Origin of the sequence: Stenotrophomonas sp. LST15-1-1.1, assembly GCF_040815575.1 — a bacterium.
In the GTDB taxonomy this organism is placed as follows: domain Bacteria; phylum Pseudomonadota; class Gammaproteobacteria; order Xanthomonadales; family Xanthomonadaceae; genus Stenotrophomonas; species Stenotrophomonas lactitubi_B.
Map to the genome: position 1 here is coordinate 1,103,569 of NZ_JBFPNJ010000001.1, position 17,657 is coordinate 1,121,225.

The window sequence follows — 17,657 nt, forward strand, 5'->3', positions numbered from 1 at the left end:
TTGGTAGGGGGAAGCGGGCGCCGGTGGTTGCCGGCGCCGCTGTTTTCCATGTCAGTGGTGGATGGTCGGCTCGCCGTGCTGCACCAGCTGGCCACCACCGTTGCGGGTGACGAACTTGCGCAGTGCCACGTAGAACACCGGGGTCAGGAACAGGCCGAACAGGGTCACGCCCAGCATGCCGGCGAACACGGTGATACCGGTCACCGAGCGCACTTCGGCGCCAGCACCATGCGACAGCACCAGCGGCACGGTGCCGGCGATGAAGGCGATGGAGGTCATCACGATCGGGCGCAGACGCAGGCGGCAGGCTTCCAGTGCCGCTTCGACGATGCCCTTGCCGCCCATTTCCAGCTCTCTGGCGAACTCGACGATCAGGATCGCGTTCTTGCACGCCAGGCCCATCAGCACCACCAGGCCGACCTGCACGAACACGTTGTTGTCGCCGCCGGTCATCCACACACCGAACAGCGCGGACAGCAGGGTCATCGGCACGATCAGGATCACCGCCAACGGCAGCGACCAGCTTTCGTACAGCGCGGCCAGCACCAGGAACGCCAGCATGATCGCCACCGGGAACACGATGAAGGCAGCCTTGCCCTGGGTCGCCTGCTGGTAGCTCAGGTCGGTCCATTCGGTCGCCATGCCCACCGGCAGCACCTTGGCGGCGATGGCGGTGAGGTTGTTCATCGCTTCGGCCGAGGACAGCACACGCGGGTCGGCTTCACCGGCCAGGTCAGCGGCCGGGTAGCCGTTGAAGCGCAGCACCGGGTCCGGGCCGTAGGTTTCCTTGACGGTGACCATCGAGCCGATCGGCACCATCTCGCCACGATCATTGCGGGTGCGCAGCTTGCCGATGTCCTCGACGCTGTCACGGAACTGGCCATCTGCCTGTGCGATCACCTGCCAGGTACGTCCGAACTGGTTGAAGTCGTTGACGTAGGCCGAACCGAGGTAGGTCTGCAGCGTGTCGAACAACTCGGTCAGCTGTACGCCCTGGGCCTTTGCCTTGACACGGTCCACCTCGGCATCCAGCTGCGGCACGTTGGCCTGGTAGCTGGTGATCGGGAAGGCCATGCCTGGGGTCTGCGCAACCGCACCCTGCATCGACTGCACCGCGTTCTGCAACGCGCCATAGCCGAGGTTGCCACGGTCCTGGATGAACATCTGGTAGCCGTTGCCGTTACCGAGGCCAAGGATCGGCGGCGGCATCATGGCGAAGGCAAACCCTTCCTGCAGGCCGGCGATCTTCTGGTTGATCTCCGCATTGATCTGCGCGGCGGTACGGCCATGGCGCTCGCTGAACGGCTTGAGCGGAATGAACGCGACACCAGTGTTGGGCGTGTTGGTGAACTGCAGGGCATTCAGGCCCGGGAACGAGATGGTGTGGGCCACACCGTCGGTTTCCTGGGCGATCTTGGCGACCTTGCGCAGCATTTCATCGGTACGCGCGATCGACGAACCCTCCGGCAGCTTCACACCCGCGATCAGGTACAGCTTGTCCTGGGTCGGAATGAAGCCCGGCGGCACCAGCTTGAAGATGAAGCCGGTACCGACCAGCAGCACCGCGTACACCACGAACACCGCACCACGACGGCCGAGGATCTTCGACACGCCACGCTCGTACTTTTCCGAGCTGGACTTGAAGAAGCGGTTGAACGGACGGAACACCCAGCCGAACAGACGGTCGATGATGCGGGTCGGGGCATCCTTCGGCGCGCCATGCGGCTTCAGCAGGCGGGCGGCCAAGGCCGGCGACAGGGTCAGCGAGTTGATTGCCGAGATCACCGTGGAAATGGCGATGGTGACCGCGAACTGCTTGTAGAACTGACCGGTGACGCCCGACAGGAACGCCATCGGCACGAACACCGCACACAACACCAGCGCGATGGCGATGATCGGCCCGGACACTTCGCGCATCGCCTGATGCGCAGCGGCCAGCGGGGTCAGGCCTTCCTCGATGTTGCGTTCAACGTTTTCCACCACCACGATCGCGTCATCGACCACGATGCCGATCGCCAGCACCAGGCCGAACAGGCTCAGCGTGTTGATCGAGAAGCCCAGCAGGTACAGCGCACCGAACGTACCGACGATCGACACCGGCACTGCGATGAGCGGGATGATCGAGGCACGCCAGGTCTGCAGGAACAGGATCACCACCAGCACCACCAGCGCGATGGCTTCCAGCAGGGTCGAGACCACTGCCTTGATCGAGTCGCGCACGAAGATGGTGGTGTCATACACCGCCTCGTACTTCACGTCGGCGGGCATGGTCTTCTGCATCTCGTCCATGCTGGCCATCACCGCGTCGCGGATCTCCAGCGCGTTGGCGCCGGGGGCCTGGAAGATACCGATACCCACCGCGTTCTTGCCGTCCAGCTGCGAGCGCAGGGTGTAGTCGCCGGCACCCAGCTCAACCCGGGCCACGTCCGACAACCGCACCACTTCACCGTCTACGCCGCTCTTGAGCACGATGTCGCCGAACTCCTGCTCGCTGCGCAGGCGGCCTTGGGCGTTGATCAGGGTCAGGAACTGGCTGTTGGGCATCGGCTCGGCGCCGAGCTGGCCGGCCGAGACCTGCACGTTCTGCTCGCGCATGGCGCGCACCACATCGCTGGCGGTCAGGCCGCGCGCGGCAACCTTGTCCGGGTCCAGCCAGGCGCGCATGGCGTAGTCGCCACCGCCGAAGATCTGCGCATCGCCCACGCCCTGGATACGTGCCAGCGCGTCCTTGACGTGCAGGCGGGCGTAGTTGCGCAGGTACAGGGTGTCATACTTGCCGTTGGGCGAGGTCAGGTGCACCACCATCAGGAAGGTGGGCGACTGCTTCTGGGTGGTCACGCCTTGCCGGCGTACGTCCTCGGGCAGTCGCGCCTGGGCCTGGGCGACGCGGTTCTGCACCTTCACCGCCGCTTCGTCCGGGTCGGTGCCCGGGCGGAAGGTGATGGTCATCTGCAGCACGCCGTCGGAACCTGCCACTGACTTGAGGTAGATCATGCCCTCAACGCCGTTGATGGCCTCCTCCAGCGGGGTGGCCACGGTTTCGGCGATCACCTTGGGGTTGGCGCCGGGATACACCGTGCGTACGACCACCGACGGCGGCACCACTTCGGGGTACTCACCGATGGGCAGCATCGGAATCGAGATCAGGCCGGCGGCGAAGATCACGATCGACAGCACCGCCGCGAAGATCGGCCTGTCGATGAAGAAACGGGAAAAGTCCATGGAAGAATTCCTGGAAAAGGCCGTCGGCGGGCAACAGCCGCCCTGCCCCTCGCCAATCTGGCGAAGGCAGTGACGGCTGCCGCTGGCACCGGCAGCTAAGCGGGGACGCGGATCAGTGGTTCAGTGCGGCAGTTGCATCGCGACCCGGCGCCGGCGCAGCGGTGGGCTGCATCGCCACCGGCTTCGCCTGCACCGGCATACCGGGCATGAAGACCTTCTGCACGCCATCGATGATCACCTTGTCACCGGCGGCCAGACCCTTCTCGACAATGCGCAGGCCTTCGGCGGTGCGGCCAAGCTGGATGTCGCGGCGCTGGGCCTTGCCATCCTTGTCGACCACGTAGACGTACTTGCGGTCCTGGTCGGTCAGCACGGCCTTGTCGTCGATCAGCATGGCCTGGAACTGGCCGCTGCCGAGCAGCTGCACGCGGGCGAACAGGCCCGGGGTGAACTGGCGATCGGCGTTGTCCAGCAGCGCGCGGACGCGGATGGTGCCGGTGCTGCGGGTCACCTGGTTGTCGAGGAAGTCGACCTTGCCCGTGTGCGGGTAGCCTTCTTCACCGGACAGGCCGACCTTCACCGGCAGCTCGCTGTCGCGCTCGCTCGGGCGCTCGCCCTTGCGTGCCATCTGCGCGTACCGCAGGAAGGTGCTTTCGTCGGCATCGAAATAGACGAACACCGTATCCAGCGAGACCAGCGTGGTCAGCACGCTGGCACTGTCACCGGCGGTGACCAGATTGCCGGCGGTGACCATCGCCCGGCCGGCACGGCCGTCGATCGGCGCACGCACCTTGGTGAACTCCAGGTTGAGGCGGGCTGCATCCACCGCGGCCTGCGCCGCCTGCACCGCCGCACCGGACTGGTCGGCGGCCGCACGACGCTGTTCGGCGGTCTCGGTGGAGATCGCCTGCTGCTCGGCCAGGCGCTTGGCACGCTCGGACTCGCTGCGGGCCAGCACCGCCTGGGTGCGCGCACGGGCCAGTTCGGCGTTGGCGCGATCGTACTCGGCCTGGTAGCTGCGGGCATCGATGGTGAACAGGACGGCGCCCTTCTTCACTTCTTCGCCTTCAACGTAGTTGACCTTGTCGATGTAGCCGGACACGCGCGGGCGCAGCTCGACGCTCTGCACGGCCTCGACACGACCGCTGAATTCGTCCCACTGGCTGATCTGCTTGAGCAGCACGGGGGCAGCGCTGACCTGCGGCGGGGGCGGTGCGCCGGCTTCTTCGGCATGGCCACCGCTGCAGGCAGCCAGAACGGCGGCAGCGAGGATCGACACGCCAGCCATCGCCAGGCGATGACGGAAACGATGTGGAGTGGTGTTGGGGGAAGTCATGGCATGCATCCGTACGGAGGGGTGGTACAGCTATTTGAGAATTGCTATCAACTTTCGGCGGCGTATCCTGCGACCTCAACCAAGGCTGAGGTCAAGCAACGCCTGCGGTGTCGCGCCAGAGCGGCGGTATTTCCAGGTGCAGCAGGCCGCGTGGCAGTTCGGCATCACTACTGTCGCAACGGACGATTGCGCGGTTGTCGCGGCACCCGTCGAGCAGGGACACCACGCGGCGACCGACCAGCAGTGAACTCGGCCATTCGATGCAGGCGTTGGCGGCGTTGGCCGGCGTGCAGACCGGGCTGCACACTTCCAGCATCTGCGCGCGAACGCCGACGGCCTGCGCTTCCTGGTGCACCACCTGCGCATACATGCGCAGCGCGGCCGTGGTGATCGAGGTCTCGCCATAACCGGCCCAGGGCTTGAGCCCGGCCGGGCTGCCGATCATCACGTAGCGACGGGCGTGCACGTTGTCCTGCAGCAGCGGCAACAGATGACGCACCGCGTGCACATGCGGCATCAGGTCAGCCTGCAGTGCCGCCGACAGTGCGTCGCCGCCACGCTCGACCACGCGACCGCGGTTGTACGGACCACCCATCGCGGCGATCACCGCTGCCAGCGGACGCGGGCGCTGCGCCACGCGTTCGGCCACCACACGCGCAGAGCTGTCATCGCTCAGCGAACCCAGCATCGTCTGCAGGCCCGGCTCATCGGCGAACTGCTCGTGCAATGCAGCCAGGCGGCGCGGATCGCGACCGACCACCAGCACGGGGCTGCCGGCCTCCAGCAGGGCGCCGACCACACCCTGGCCGACGGCACCGGTGCCGCCGAGAACCAGGACTTCTGGGGTCAGAATCCCATTCACGGGACATTTCCTCCCAAATCCGGGATAGTCCCGATTCGACGCAGTCGGTCACCCTTGTGTGAAGCGAGGTGCAAGGCACCGCCACGCTGCTGACGCATGGGTGCGGTAAACTCCCGAAAATCCTTGTTAACCAAGGAGCTGGGACGGGATTCGACGGTCATTGCCAGGTCCAGAGCGTTCTGGCCGGCAATCCGGAAGCGGGCAAGAATGTTGCGCAGGCTCATGGCGGACGGGCTCCAATTAGCGAATGGCGCCACGATAGACCTCAAACCCCTACTTGATTAGTCCTGATTAAGGGGAATAATCATCCCGTCCCCGGTCCAATCGTTCTGTCACGATTGCCCCATCCCCGACGTCCAGGATTCCTGACCATGTCCCACGATCTCAACGAGACGCTGATCTTCGTCAAAGTGGTCGAGCAAGGCAGCTTCATCGCGGCTGCCAAATCGCTCGGCCTGCCCAAGACCACGGTCAGCCGCAAGGTGCAGGAACTGGAAACGCGCCTCGGCGCGCGCCTGCTGCACCGGACCACGCGCCGCCTCGGCCTCACCGAGGCCGGCTCGATCTATCACGAGCATTGCCAGCGCATCGCGCGCGAGCTTGAAGAAGCCGAAAGCGCGGTCAGCCAGCTGCAGTCCGGCCCACGCGGCTGGCTGCGCTTCACCGTGCCCTATTCGATCGGCATCACCTGGATCGCACCGCTGCTGGGCCAGTTCCATGCACAGTACCCGGAGATCCGCCTGGACATGCACATGGGCAACGAGAAGCTGGACCTGATCGCCGGCGAGGCCGATCTCGCCCTGCGCGTGGGTGCCCTGCCCGATTCCAACCTGGTGGCGCGCAAGCTCGGCAGCCTGCGTACGCAGGTGTTCGCCAGCCCGGCCTACATCGAGCGCTACGGCGAGCCGCTGCATCCGGAAGAGCTGCAGTTCCATCGCATCCTGGCCATGCGCAAGCCGTACCACACCGGCAATTCGCCACGCTTTACCTGGCAGCTGGGCGAGAACGGCGGCGAGCTGCGCGACTTCCCGGTGACGCCGCTGATGACCGCCAACGACATGTCTGCGCTGAATGGTGCGCTGGTGTGTGGCGAGGGCCTGCTGCTGACCGGCGACGTGATGGCCAAGCCGTTCGTCGAGTCGGGCATGGTGCGCCGCGTGCTGGCCGGTTGGACCGGTCCGGAAGTGGACTTCAACGCGGTGTTTGCCGGTGGCCGGTTGGTCTCGCCGAAGGTGCGCGCGTTCGTCGACTTCCTGGTGGAGAAACTCAACTTCGACGCCAACTACATGCTGGCGCAGTGCCCGGGTGCGAAGCTGGCACGGCAGCAGCAGGAGCAGGAAGAAGCGGCGCTGGCAAGCAGCGGCAAGCGGATCCTGGAGAAGGTGGCTGCGTCTGCGGCGTAGACTGCATCAATAGCACGAGCCCATCCTGGTAGATGCCGACCTTGGTCGGCATGGGTCTCCACAGGGGCTATCGGCGTGCCGAGCAAGCTCGGCACCTACAAAAATGCCGCCTGCAAGGGCGGCATTTTCGTTCCGGCTGCACCGGAACAGCAATAACGCTGCGCGTTATTGCTTGAGCGGAATCACGCGGATCTCAACGCGGCGGTTCTTGGCACGGCCGGCATCGGTGCTGTTGTCGGCAATCGGGTAGGACTTGCCAGCGCCCAGGGTCTCGATGCGCACGCTCTGCACACCCTGGCCGATCAGGTACTGCGCCACCGAATCAGCGCGTTCCTTGGACAGGCGGTTGTTGACCGCGTCGCTGCCGATGCTGTCGGTGTGGCCGACCACTTCGATCATGGTCTGGTTGTAGTCGCGCAGGGTGCCGGCAACGCCATTGAGCGAGCCGTAGAACTGCGGCTTCAGTGCCGACTTGCCGAAGTCGAAGGTGATGCCGTCCGGCAGGTTCAGCGTGATGTTGTCGCCCTGACGCTGCACATCGATGCCGGTGTTGGCGGTGCGCTCGCGCAGCGCGCGCTCCTGGCGATCCTGGTACTGACCCACGGCGGCGCCGCTGAGTGCACCGATACCCGCGCCGATCAGCGCGTGCTGGCGACGCTCGGTGGCGCTGTCGCCGGTCAGCAGGCCCGCGGCCACGCCGATGGCGGTACCGATCAGGGCGTTGCGGCCGGTGCGGTTCTGCTGCTCGGTCGGGTTGCCGTACGGATCACTCTGCACGTAGGAGCCGCCGGTGGCGCAGGCCGACAGGACGGCCGCACTCATCAGGGCCAGTGCGACGTTGCGGGTGGTGTTGCGGATCATGGTGTTCTCCTTGGTTTCCGGTCGGGCCGGCGGCTTGCGGGCGGCAACGAGGATAAACAGCCGGACGCGATGTCGGGATGATGATCGCACCGGCCGACAGGGACGTGTTCAGCTAGCTGTCTGGACCGCTCAGCCAGCGCTTTACCCCGCCGCCGACTGGCGGTAAGCAGCCAGTGCCGCATCCCGACCTGCCGCCAGGTCCACCAGCGGCATGCGCGGATACCCGGGCGCGCGTTCGGCCAACAGCTGCGGGTGCTGCCATGGAGCGAACCGCGCCTTCACCGGCAGCGCCGCCAGCTCCGGCACCCAACGACTGATGTAGCTCGCCTGTGGATCGAACTTCTCGGCCTGGGTGACGGGATTGAATACACGGAAATAGGGCGCCGCATCGGCACCGGTGCCGGCCACCCACTGCCAGCCCATCGTGTTGTTGGCCAGGTCCGCGTCCACCAGCGTGTCCCAGAACCACTGCGCGCCGTGCAGCCAATGCGCACGCAGGTGCTTGCACAGGTAGCTGGCGACGATCATCCGTACCCGGTTGTGCATGTAGCCGGTATGCCAGAGCTCACGCAGGCCCGCGTCTACGATGGGGACGCCGGTGTTGCCGCGCTGCCAGTCCTGCAGCTGGGCAGCACTGGGGTTGGCCCAGGGGAAACGATCAAAACGCGGGTTGAGATTTTCCGTGGGCGTCTTCGGGAAGTGGTGCAGCAGGTGGTAGGCGAAGTCACGCCAGCCGAGCTGGCGCAGGTAGCCGTCGATGTCGGCATCGGTGCCAGCGCTGCGCAGGCCTTCCAGCGCGTGGGCGATGCGCCACGGGGCGATTTCGCCGAAATGCAGGTGCGGCGACAGCCGCGAGGTACCGACCCGGTCCGGCAGGTCGCGCTGTTCGCGATAGCCGCGCAGCGCACCCTCCTCGAACACGGACAGCGCCTCGAGCGCACCGGCCTCACCCGGCTGCCAGTGCTCCCAGAAGCCGCAGTCCCACTGCAACGACGGCGCCAGCTGCAGCGCGTCCAGCGCCAGGCCTTCAACGGTATGTGCGGCTAACGTGCGCGGCGGCGCCTGCAGGGCCGGCAATCGCCAATGGCTGAGCACGTTGCGCCAGTACGGGGTGAATACCTTGTAGGGCTGGCCCTGCTGGGTGGCGATGTCCCAGGGCTCGAACAGCAGGCTGCCGTTGCAGCTCTGCGCATCGATGCCCTGCTCGCGCAGCGTGCGTTTGACGGCGGCATCACGGGGTTGGGTCGCCGGTTCGTACTTGCGGTTCCAGTACACCGCCTCGGCGCCGGTCTGTTCGATCAGCGCCTGCAGGGTCGGCAGGCTGTTGCCGGTGCGCAGCACCAGCGAGGAGCCGCGTGCACGCAGATCGCCATCCAGCGCTGCCAGCGAGCGGTGCCGCCAGGCGTTCGACGCGGCACCCGGCGCCCAATCGCCCTCTTCGTGCGGGGCGTGGATGTAGACCGGCACCACGTCGTGGCCCGCTTCCAGGGCCGCCTGCAGCGCCGGATTGTCCTGCAACCTCAGGTCCCGACGGAACCATACCAACGCTACCGACACGTGCACTGCCTCTCTGTCCTGGGCGGCCATGATAGCCAGTGACGGTGAAGGCGATGCGTGCGACCGGCTCTGCTAGGCTGCGTGCTGTCCTGCTTCCGCCCTGCCCTCGTCATGGATGATCTTCGCACCACGTTTGACCGCTTCGGCACCCTGCGACCGCAACACGCTGATGCGTGGCAGGGACCATTCCCGTTGCCGGACGTGCTGGCCGGATTCTATGCACACGTCGGCCCGTTCGGTGAGGTGTTCAATCCTGCCAACGGCCCCAGCGGCATCACCGTACCGGGCGTAGAAGTGTGGCTGCCGCCGTTGCAGCGCCTGTGGGCGTATCAGGCGGGCTACCGCTGGCATGGCATTGATGGCGAGCCGATCAGCAACTGGCCGGCGCACTGGCTGGTGATTGCCGACCGTGGCGCCGATCCCCTCATCCTCGACATCAATGATGGCCGCGTGTTGTTCGCCCGTCATGGCACGGGCCACTGGGACGCCGACGAGTTCGTCGCCGACGTACCGACCTTGATGGCCGCACTGGCGGCGGCCGGCAGCGTTTACCTCGAGGTCGATGAGGATCTGTACAGCGACGACGATGATGGTGGGATCCGTCCCGAACATCGCGAAGCGGCGCTGCGCGCTGTCGCTGCGGTGCTGGGCGACGCGGACGAAGCAGAACTGTTCCTGGACGCGATGCAGTAGATCCACGCCATGCGTGGATGGTGTGCGGGAAGGTTCAATCCACGCATGGCGTGGATTTACTTCATGCATTCCCTGATCACCCGCCCGCCTTTCTTTCCTGCGGCACCTGCTTCGGCTGAGCGGTCAGGAACGGGTGCAGGACCGAATCCGCAGCGGCCACCGCGCTGCCCATCAGCAGCAGGGCAACGGCAATGGCGGCCATCGGAACGATGCGCGCGCGCGTGCTCATCGGGCTGTCCTCACTCCCAGCAGCGGTCGGTGCGGCCCTTGGCAGTCTGGGCGCGCGCGCAGTCACGCGGAGCAATCCGCCCTTCCTGCAATTCCACCCGTTGCTTGCTGCCATGGCCATCGCGCTTCAGCTCGAAGGCGTCGTACAGGCGTCCGGTGACCGTGCGCGCCTCGTAGCGCAGCTGCTGCGGATCGATACGCAACACCTGGAACAGCTGGGTGTCCTCGCCCACCGGTTCCATCGTCCTGCGGGCCTCGTCCGACAGCCGGTACTGCTTCGGTCCCGCCACAGTCACCACGTACTGCGGCGTTGCCGCCTGCCCTTCACCGCGACGTCCGTAGGTGTGGTCATGCCCCTGCAGCACCAGATCCACCTTGTGGCGTCGTACCACCGGCAGCAGCACCTTGCGCAGGGCTGCATTTTCGCGGCCCTCGCGCGGCGAGTAGAACGGCTGGTGCAACAGCACGATCGTCCACGGCTGTCGGTTGCCGGCCAGCACCTTGTCCAGCCACTGCGCCTGCGCCTTGGCGGTACCCAGATCCAGCGCTGATGTGCCGTCGACCACGGCCACGCGCACGCCCTGCGCATCGAACCAGTAGCTGGTACCCGCCGCCGCATTGGCACCGTTACCCGGCAGAGCGAAGGTCACCGGCCAATGACGGCCCAGCACGCGGCGCTCCTGCGGGGTGTCCTCGAATTCCTCGAAGTACTCATGGTTGCCGATCGCCGGCGCCACCAGCGTCTCCTGCGCCAGCCAGCTGGTGGCGGCGAACCACTCGCCCCATTCGCTGTCGTCAATGTTGTCACCACCACTGACCAGGTCACCGGCGAACAGGCTGATCCGCGCATCCGGTGCAGCCTTCTGTGCGGCCCGCACCACGCGGCTGACGTGACTGACGTTCTTGTTCTGGGTATCGCCGAAGTACAGCAGGGTCAGCGGCTGGTCGGCGGCGGCCAGGGTGCGCAGCTGGTTCCACGCGCTCCAGCTGCCGTTGCCCTGTACGCGGTAGACATACAGGGCGTCCGGCTGCAGGCCATCGATGTCGGCGCGATGATGATGCGACAGGCCGTTCTCGGTCTGCAGCACCTGGGTGGTTGCGCGCACCTGGCGGATGCCCTCGATGGCCGGCGAATCGTCGGCCAGTGCGATTTCCAGCAGCGGCGACTGCACGCTGCCATCGGTGCGCCAGGCCACCGCGAAACCGTGGCTGGGGTCGACCGACGGAGAGGCGACGATGCGGTCCGGCACCGGTGTGGCTGCGTAGTAGCGGCTGCCCGACGGCACTTGGGTGTTGGGCTCGGCTGCCGCCATCGCCAGCGATGGCAATGCCAACAGCAGGCCGATCGCAAGCACGCGCGTCAAACGCGCGCTCACGAACCGCACTCCAGCGGAAGGGCCAACTGCTTGGCAATGCTTTCCCAGTCGAACGCCACCACGCCCTGGTCATCGTGCACCGCATACAACGCACCGTGCGGGAACCGCGGCGTCGGCTGCTGCATCATCCAGATGCCATCGGTGTTGGCCACGGTGTTGCCCTGGAACGCGCCCACCGGTTTCAGCGTGTGGCGGTCGAACAGATGGAACACGCTGCGCTGCTTGCCCTGCTCGGTGGTGATCCACCAGCCGTCCTTGCCGCAGATGCGCAGCATCACGCCTTCGGCCTGCGCCTTGAACACGTCGCGACCGAAGGTGGTGCCGGTGAAGCGCCCGGCCAGGGTGTAGACCTTGAATTCGCTGGCGTAGCTTTCGTCCTCTTCGGCGATCAGCAGGCGATCATTGGCCGGATCACCCCAGATCGATTCGACCACGCGCAGCGCGCCAGCTTCGCTGGTATCGCCGATGCTGGCCGACAGCGTTGCCTGGACCCTGGTACCGTCGCGGGTCACGTGGTACTGGCGCACGCGCTTGTCCAGCTCCGCCAGCGGCGGCAGGATGTCCTTGCCCTGTGCGTCCTCGCCGTTGTCCCAGGAGTCGGTGACGTAGACGCTGTAGCCATCGGCGCGGCGATCCACCCACAGGCCGTAGGGCTTGCGCAGGTCGTCGGCACCGAAGGTGGCCAAAGGAGCGAAGTCCGGCAGTGACAGCACCTGCACCCGATGGTTGTCGCGCTCGACGATCCACAGCAGGTCATCGGTCACTGCGATGCCATTGGGACGATCGAACTGGCCCAGGCCGGTGCCGGTGCTGCCGACATCACGCATGTGCTGGCCAGTGCTGCCGTCGTAGACCACCAGCTTGTCGGTGGCCTTGGCCGTTGCAATCAGCCAGGTCTTGCCATCCGGTGCCTGCCAGGAGGCCGGCGAATCAATGTTGTCGGCCGGGGTCATCGGAGTCAGGAACGCCTCAGCGATGGTCGCCACCTGGCGCTCGACCGGTGCCACAGCGCCAGCCGCTGCCGGCGCATTGTCCGCTGCCGGCGTGCAGCCGGCGGCAAGAACGGCGGCCAGCGAGGCCGCCATCAAGGTCATGCCGCGCACCATCACAGCGCCACCTTCAGGCCAACGGCGTAAGTGCGTCCGTATTCTTCCAACTGCAGGGTGCGCGAGCGCGTGCCCTGGTACAGCTCCAACGGCTTATCCAGCAGGTTCTGCGCTTCGAAGTACAGGCTCACGTTCGCGTTGAATTTGTAATCCAGCGAGAAATCGAGCTGGGTGTTGGGCGCCACGTAGATATCGAACGTACGGCCCTTGCCGATGCTGTCCAGGTACTCGCTGCGGTACACCGCCGCCAGGCGGGTGCTGAGGCCGTACTTTTCATAGCCGATATGCGCGCTGTACACGTGCTTGGAGGCACGCGGCAGGGTGAAATCCTCACCGGCGCGATCCTCGATGCCAGCATCGAATTCGGTATCCAGCCAGGTGCCGCTGGCGCCCACCAGCAGGCCGTCCAGACCGGCGGGCAGGAAGGCCAGTTGCTGCTGCCAGTTCAGCTCCGCACCACGCACGGTGGCTTTGCGGCCATTGATCGGCTGGGTCACGTCGAAACCGCCGTACGCCGGATCATTGGTACGCACGGTCTGCACGATGTAGCCGTCGATGGACTTGTGGAACAGACCGAGCGAGACGATACCGGTGCTGCCCAGATACTTCTCCACCGACAGATCGATGTTCTTCGACTCGTACGGGTCCAGCTCCGGGTTGCCCAGGCGCACTTCCTCATCGCCGCGGCTGTAGCCGACGCGCGGCGAGATATCGCCGAAGGACGGACGCGAAACAGTCTTGTTGGCCGAAGCACGCAGCACCCAGTCATCGGCCGCGTCGTAGCGCAGGTGCAGGCCCGGCAGCACGTTGGTGTAGCTGCTGTTGGCCACGCGCGGGGTCACGGTGTAGCTGCGGCCGTTTGCAGCCACATCGACCTGGTTGCCCTCGGCCTTGAAGCGCGTGTTCTCTACGCGCACACCACCGATGATGCGCAGCGCGCCGACATCCCAGGTGCCCATGGCATAGCTGGCGAAGATGTCTTCACTGGCGGTGTAGTCCTCCTCCAGCGACGTCATCGCATTGGCACCGACGTCCTGCGGACGGGCGCTGAACTGGCCGCTGTTGGCCGCCCAGTACGCGCGCATGGCATCCGAATCCATGCCATCGCCCAGCGTGCCATGACGATAGTCGGGCGAGCCGGTGGTCCAGCTCGACAGCGCAACCTTCGGGCCGACACGCAGTTCGCTTTCATCGACGTTGACGTCGCGGTCGCGCCAGCGCCCCAGCAGGCCGAACTTGATGCTGCTGTTGTCGCCGTCGAAGCGCACGTTGACCTGCGCGCTGTGTTCCTTGTCGTTCACCTGCTTGGGCGAGATCACGAAGCGGTCGAACGCGTAGTTGCCATTGTCCAGCCACTGCGGGTTGTCGAAGCTGTAGCTGGGCAGGCGGCTGCTCTGGTCCAGCGTGCCGTTGAACGCCTTGCCGTTGAGCTTGAAGCGCGCCTCCATCTCATCGTTCACCCGCTCTTCGGTCCGGGTGAAGCCAAGCTTGTAATCGACCACGGCGTTGGTCAACTTGTTCTCGCCGCCCACGCTGGCGGCGAAGGTGTTCTCTTCCTTGGTGCGGTAACGCATGCGCTTGTCGATGGAATCCTTCGGCATGCCGTCCAGGCGGTACTGGTCGGTACCGGTCCTGACCATCTTCGCGTCGTCGAAATTGAAGATCACGCGCTGGCGGGTTTCGGCGTCGTCGAACTGGCTGTACAGCGCACGCAGGTAGTACTTGCTGTCCTCGTTCGGGCGCCAGTCCAGGTTGAGGTTGGCGCCGATGCGCTTGCGCTCGATCTCATACTTGCGGTGCTGCAGGTTGATCGCGGTGACGTCGCCCGGCGCGGCATCGTCTTCGCCGTCGTACTCCACTTCGGTGTTGTCCGATTCGAACGTGCGCTTCTGGTAGTTCACGCCCAGCGCCACGCCGAAGGTGTCATTGAACACTTCGCTGTAGTTGAAAGCGGCCTTCGGGCTGGTTTCGCCGGACAGCTGCTGGTGGCTGGCTTCGATCTTGCCGCGCAGGCTGCGGCCGTCACGATCGAAGGCCGAGGCCGATTCAACCAGGATCGCGCCGCCGATGGCGTCGCCCGGCATGTCCGGGGTCGGCGACTTGACCACGCGCAGGCGCTCGGTCGAATCGGACGGAATCACATCCAGCGGCGCAGCGCGGCTGGAATCTTCCGGGGTGCCGATGGCGATGCCGTCGACGCTGACGCTGTTGAGGTTGGCATCCAGGCCACGCACCACCACGAAACGGCCTTCGCCCTGGTCGCGGGTCACGCTGATGCCCGGCAGGCGCTGCAGCGACTCGGCCACGTTCTTGTCCGGGTACTGCCCCAGCGCGTCGGAGGACACGGCGTCTTCGATAGCGTCGCTGCTGCGCTTGAGGTCAACTGCGCGCACCTGCGATTCCAGCTGCGCACGTACTTCGATGCGGTCCAGATCGGTCGCCGCAGCGCCGCCACCGGCCCCTGCAGCAGTTTCGGCTGCCAGCACCGACGGGCTGGCCGTCGCCAGCAGCGAGAGGCTGATTGCCAGGCCCAACGTGTTCTTCTTCTGCACAGCTATCCCCAACGGTGTAAAGATTGGGTCAGCACGGTATGTCCGCGAGGTTGCATGGGCATGACACCGGTGGAGCCTGGCCGGCCGGACCCGGCTCGGCACCACAGCGCATTCCGCTTAAAATGGGGCTCTCCCCTTCTGCCAGACCCTCCCATGAAGATCGTCGAAGTGCGCCACCCGCTGGTGCAGCACAAGATCGGCCTGATGCGCAACGCCGCGCTCAGCACCAAGGATTTCCGCGAACTGGCCAACGAACTTGGCACGCTGCTGGCCTACGAGGCCACCGCCGACCTGGACACCGAGCCGCACACCCTGCCGGGCTGGTCCGGCCCGGTCACCGTGCAGCGCATCGCCGGCGCCAAGATCACCGTCGTGCCGATCCTGCGTGCCGGCCTCGGCATGCTCAGCGGCGTGCTGTCGCTGATCCCGGCCGCCCGTGTCAGTGTGGTCGGCCTGCAGCGCGATGAAGAAACCCTGCAGCCGGTGCCCTACTTCGAGCGCCTGACCGGCCGCCTGGAAGAGCGCGATGCGCTGATCCTCGACCCGATGCTGGCCACCGGCGGCACCCTGATCGCCACCATCGACATGCTCAAGCGCGCCGGTGCCCGCCGGATCAAGGGCATCTTCCTGGTTGCCGCACCGGAGGGCATCGACGCGGTGAAGGCCGTGCACCCGGACGTGGAGATCTACACCGCCGCGATCGATGCGCAGCTCAACGACAAGGGCTACATCCTGCCGGGGCTGGGTGATGCCGGCGACCGCATCTTCGGCACCCGCGTGGGCTGAGATCAACCCGGGTCGGAGCGCTTCAAAAGGAAGTGCTCCACCTGCTCCAGGCACCTTCACGCCGGCTTTGCGGCGACGGGCGAATGCTCCGCGCACCCGCCCTGCCCTGGAGCCACCATGAAAGCACCATTCCTGCTCGCCGCCGCCCTGCTGCTCAGCCTGCCGCTGGCCGCCAACGCCGCCACCCCGCAGCAGCAGCGCATGGCCGACTGTTCGGCCAAGAACAAAGGGCTGAAGGGCGACGCCTACAAGTCCGCGCAGAGCGCATGCCTGAGTTCGCACGCCGCCGCCCCGGCAACCCCCGCCACGCCGCAGGAACGCATGAAGAAGTGCAACGCCGACGCCGCCACCAAAAAGCTCGCCGGCGACGCCCGCAAGACCTTCATGAGCAGCTGCCTCAAGGCATCGTAAGAACAGCGAAGAAAGGCCCATCCACGCACGGCGTGGATCTACTGACCGTCGTTGAACGGGGTCAGAGCCCGTTGCCCGGCAACGGGATCCGACCCCGACGGGTCACGAAAATCTGTCAGCGGCGGGGCGGCGTCGGATTGCGGGGTGTCAGCCGCATGGATGCGGCTGCCAAGCCTACAGGGACGTACTTGCGGCGTCCCCGCAATCCGACACCGCCCCGCCACTCCACGGACAGCCCGCTGTTGCCGTTGCTGTTGCCGTTGATTCGGCAGGTGCAGGGCGCAGCCCTGCCGGCAAACCTCACCCCAACGCACGCGCCTTCAGCTCGCCCTGCTCATGCAGCGTAACGAAACGCCCCTTCTCATCCCGCCCGACCTGCGCCAGCGCCACCTGCGGATCATGGGTGAAGAACAGATGCACGTTGCGCGCCAGCTTGTCTTCCAGGAACTGCCGCTTCTCGTCGATCAGCAGTTCGGCATTGCGGTCGTACCCCATCGTGATCGGCACGTGCACCCACGAACGACCGGGAATCAGGTCGGCGCAGAACACCACACCACCGTGCGCCCCTGCGCCTGCGCGTCCCTGCCCCACGATCTCGGCCAGCATCAGCCCCGGCGTGTGCCCGTCGCTGTAACTGAAACGCACGCTGTGGCCGAGCACCTTCGAATACTCACCGTCCACCACTTCCAGGCGCCCACTGGCCTGCAGCAGGCCCGGCAGTTCCGGAATGAAGCTGGCACGGTCGCGCGGGTGCGGCTGCAACGCGCGCTGCCAATGCTGCGCACCAACCACATACGTCGCATTGGGGAACAGCAGTTCCGGTTCGCGGCCTTCGCGCCACGCGGCCAGCAGGCCACCGGCATGATCGAAGTGCAGATGGCTGAGCACCACCACGTCGATGTCTTCGTGCTCGAAGCCGGCTTCGCGCAGTGAATCGATCAGCACATGCTGGCTTTCCTGCACGCCATAGCGCTCGCGCATGCGCGGATCGAAAAACGCACCGATGCCGGTTTCGAACAGCACCGTCTTGCCTTCCAGCGGACTCGCCAACAGCGCGCGACAGGCCAGCTCGATGCGATTGAGCTCATCCGGTGCTGCCCATTTTTCCCACAACGCGCGCGGCGCATTGCCGAACATCGCACCGCCATCCAGGCGCTGGGTATTACCGCGAATCGACCATAGTTTCATGGCGCAATTATCGGTCGCCGCTCGTTAAATAATCGCTAGCGGGAAAATGAAAAACCCCGCCGTTGCGGGCGGGGTT

At 65.8% G+C, this 17,657-nt stretch carries 14 protein-coding genes and 1 pseudogene; 4 read left to right on the top strand and 11 right to left on the bottom strand.

The window, feature by feature from the left end:
• Positions 1-51 precede the first annotated feature (51 nt).
• From MRBLST15_RS05030 to MRBLST15_RS05045, 4 genes are all read right to left on the bottom strand, one after another.
• Entirely contained in the window at positions 52-3,222 is a 3,171-nt protein-coding gene (locus MRBLST15_RS05030; RefSeq protein ID WP_251476485.1) for an efflux RND transporter permease subunit, read from the bottom strand.
• Between the two features lie 112 nt (positions 3,223-3,334).
• The gene (locus tag MRBLST15_RS05035; RefSeq protein WP_367785399.1) at positions 3,335-4,558 is read right to left on the bottom strand and encodes an efflux RND transporter periplasmic adaptor subunit; all 1,224 of its coding nucleotides are present in this window, start codon (positions 4,556-4,558) and stop codon (positions 3,335-3,337) included.
• 91 nt (positions 4,559-4,649) lie between these two features.
• On the bottom strand, positions 4,650-5,420 hold the full coding sequence (locus MRBLST15_RS05040) for an SDR family NAD(P)-dependent oxidoreductase (protein WP_265952149.1): 771 nt from the start codon (positions 5,418-5,420) through the stop codon (positions 4,650-4,652).
• Positions 5,417-5,644 (bottom strand): hypothetical protein, encoded by a 228-nt coding sequence (locus MRBLST15_RS05045; RefSeq protein WP_025878840.1) that lies wholly within the window; start codon positions 5,642-5,644, stop codon positions 5,417-5,419. Before MRBLST15_RS05045 ends, MRBLST15_RS05040 begins: the two co-directional genes overlap by 4 nt.
• A gap of 147 nt (positions 5,645-5,791) precedes the next feature.
• Between MRBLST15_RS05045 and MRBLST15_RS05050 the strand changes: the two genes are divergently transcribed.
• A complete protein-coding gene (locus MRBLST15_RS05050; RefSeq protein WP_025878839.1) occupies positions 5,792-6,823 on the top strand; it encodes a LysR family transcriptional regulator in 1,032 nt (343 codons plus the stop codon).
• Between the two features lie 165 nt (positions 6,824-6,988).
• Here the strand turns inward: MRBLST15_RS05050 and MRBLST15_RS05055 are convergent, their stop codons facing one another.
• Positions 6,989-7,684: an OmpA family protein gene (locus tag MRBLST15_RS05055; protein WP_100464910.1), complete on the bottom strand. Its 696-nt coding sequence runs from the start codon at positions 7,682-7,684 to the stop codon at positions 6,989-6,991.
• A gap of 141 nt (positions 7,685-7,825) precedes the next feature.
• On the bottom strand, positions 7,826-9,241 hold the full coding sequence (locus MRBLST15_RS05060) for a cryptochrome/photolyase family protein (protein ID WP_367785400.1): 1,416 nt from the start codon (positions 9,239-9,241) through the stop codon (positions 7,826-7,828).
• A gap of 111 nt (positions 9,242-9,352) precedes the next feature.
• On the opposite strand from MRBLST15_RS05060, the gene MRBLST15_RS05065 reads away from it, so the two are divergent.
• Positions 9,353-9,934 carry a hypothetical protein gene (locus tag MRBLST15_RS05065; protein WP_367785401.1) on the top strand — a complete coding sequence of 194 codons (582 nt, stop codon included), beginning with the start codon at positions 9,353-9,355 and terminating at the stop codon, positions 9,932-9,934.
• 94 nt (positions 9,935-10,028) lie between these two features.
• On the opposite strand, the pseudogene MRBLST15_RS05070 reads toward MRBLST15_RS05065, so the two are convergent.
• From MRBLST15_RS05070 to MRBLST15_RS05085, 4 genes and pseudogenes are all read right to left on the bottom strand, one after another.
• Positions 10,029-10,163 (bottom strand): annotated as a pseudogene (locus MRBLST15_RS05070) (inorganic diphosphatase); the annotation flags it as partial.
• A 10-nt stretch (positions 10,164-10,173) separates the two neighbouring features.
• Complete coding sequence (locus MRBLST15_RS05075) at positions 10,174-11,475, bottom strand: metallophosphoesterase (RefSeq protein ID WP_367785534.1); 1,302 nt, start codon at positions 11,473-11,475, stop codon at positions 10,174-10,176.
• A gap of 59 nt (positions 11,476-11,534) precedes the next feature.
• Complete coding sequence (locus MRBLST15_RS05080) at positions 11,535-12,644, bottom strand: phytase (protein WP_367785402.1); 1,110 nt, start codon at positions 12,642-12,644, stop codon at positions 11,535-11,537.
• Entirely contained in the window at positions 12,644-15,196 is a 2,553-nt protein-coding gene (locus MRBLST15_RS05085; protein WP_367785403.1) for a TonB-dependent receptor, read from the bottom strand. Before MRBLST15_RS05085 ends, MRBLST15_RS05080 begins: the two co-directional genes overlap by 1 nt.
• 153 nt (positions 15,197-15,349) lie before the next feature.
• Here MRBLST15_RS05085 and upp point away from each other — a divergent pair, with 153 nt between their 5' ends.
• Both upp and MRBLST15_RS05095 read left to right on the top strand, forming a co-directional pair.
• Positions 15,350-15,982, top strand: a complete 633-nt coding sequence (upp, locus tag MRBLST15_RS05090) for a uracil phosphoribosyltransferase (protein WP_312705427.1) — start codon at positions 15,350-15,352, stop codon at positions 15,980-15,982.
• A gap of 117 nt (positions 15,983-16,099) precedes the next feature.
• Positions 16,100-16,393 (top strand): PsiF family protein, encoded by a 294-nt coding sequence (locus tag MRBLST15_RS05095; protein ID WP_367785404.1) that lies wholly within the window; start codon positions 16,100-16,102, stop codon positions 16,391-16,393.
• A 300-nt stretch (positions 16,394-16,693) separates the two neighbouring features.
• Here the strand turns inward: MRBLST15_RS05095 and MRBLST15_RS05100 are convergent, their stop codons facing one another.
• Positions 16,694-17,581, bottom strand: coding sequence for an MBL fold metallo-hydrolase (locus tag MRBLST15_RS05100; RefSeq protein WP_089240389.1), 888 nt, complete (start codon positions 17,579-17,581; stop codon positions 16,694-16,696).
• Positions 17,582-17,657: the final 76 nt, after the last annotated feature.

Excerpts from the sequence above, each read along its gene's own strand:
- MRBLST15_RS05030 (WP_251476485.1), bottom strand. The coding sequence starts at position 3,222 with ATGGACTTTTCCCGTTTCTTCATCGACAGGCCGATCTTCGCGGCGGTG.
- MRBLST15_RS05035 (WP_367785399.1), bottom strand. The coding sequence starts at position 4,558 with ATGACTTCCCCCAACACCACTCCACATCGTTTCCGTCATCGCCTGGCG.
- MRBLST15_RS05045 (WP_025878840.1), bottom strand. The coding sequence starts at position 5,644 with ATGAGCCTGCGCAACATTCTTGCCCGCTTCCGGATTGCCGGCCAGAAC.
- MRBLST15_RS05050 (WP_025878839.1), top strand. The coding sequence starts at position 5,792 with ATGTCCCACGATCTCAACGAGACGCTGATCTTCGTCAAAGTGGTCGAG.
- MRBLST15_RS05055 (WP_100464910.1), bottom strand. The coding sequence starts at position 7,684 with ATGATCCGCAACACCACCCGCAACGTCGCACTGGCCCTGATGAGTGCG.
- MRBLST15_RS05065 (WP_367785401.1), top strand. The coding sequence starts at position 9,353 with ATGGATGATCTTCGCACCACGTTTGACCGCTTCGGCACCCTGCGACCG.
- MRBLST15_RS05075 (WP_367785534.1), bottom strand. The coding sequence starts at position 11,475 with ATGGCGGCAGCCGAGCCCAACACCCAAGTGCCGTCGGGCAGCCGCTAC.
- MRBLST15_RS05080 (WP_367785402.1), bottom strand. The coding sequence starts at position 12,644 with ATGGTGCGCGGCATGACCTTGATGGCGGCCTCGCTGGCCGCCGTTCTT.
- upp (WP_312705427.1), top strand. The coding sequence starts at position 15,350 with ATGAAGATCGTCGAAGTGCGCCACCCGCTGGTGCAGCACAAGATCGGC.
- MRBLST15_RS05095 (WP_367785404.1), top strand. The coding sequence starts at position 16,100 with ATGAAAGCACCATTCCTGCTCGCCGCCGCCCTGCTGCTCAGCCTGCCG.
- MRBLST15_RS05100 (WP_089240389.1), bottom strand. The coding sequence starts at position 17,581 with ATGAAACTATGGTCGATTCGCGGTAATACCCAGCGCCTGGATGGCGGT.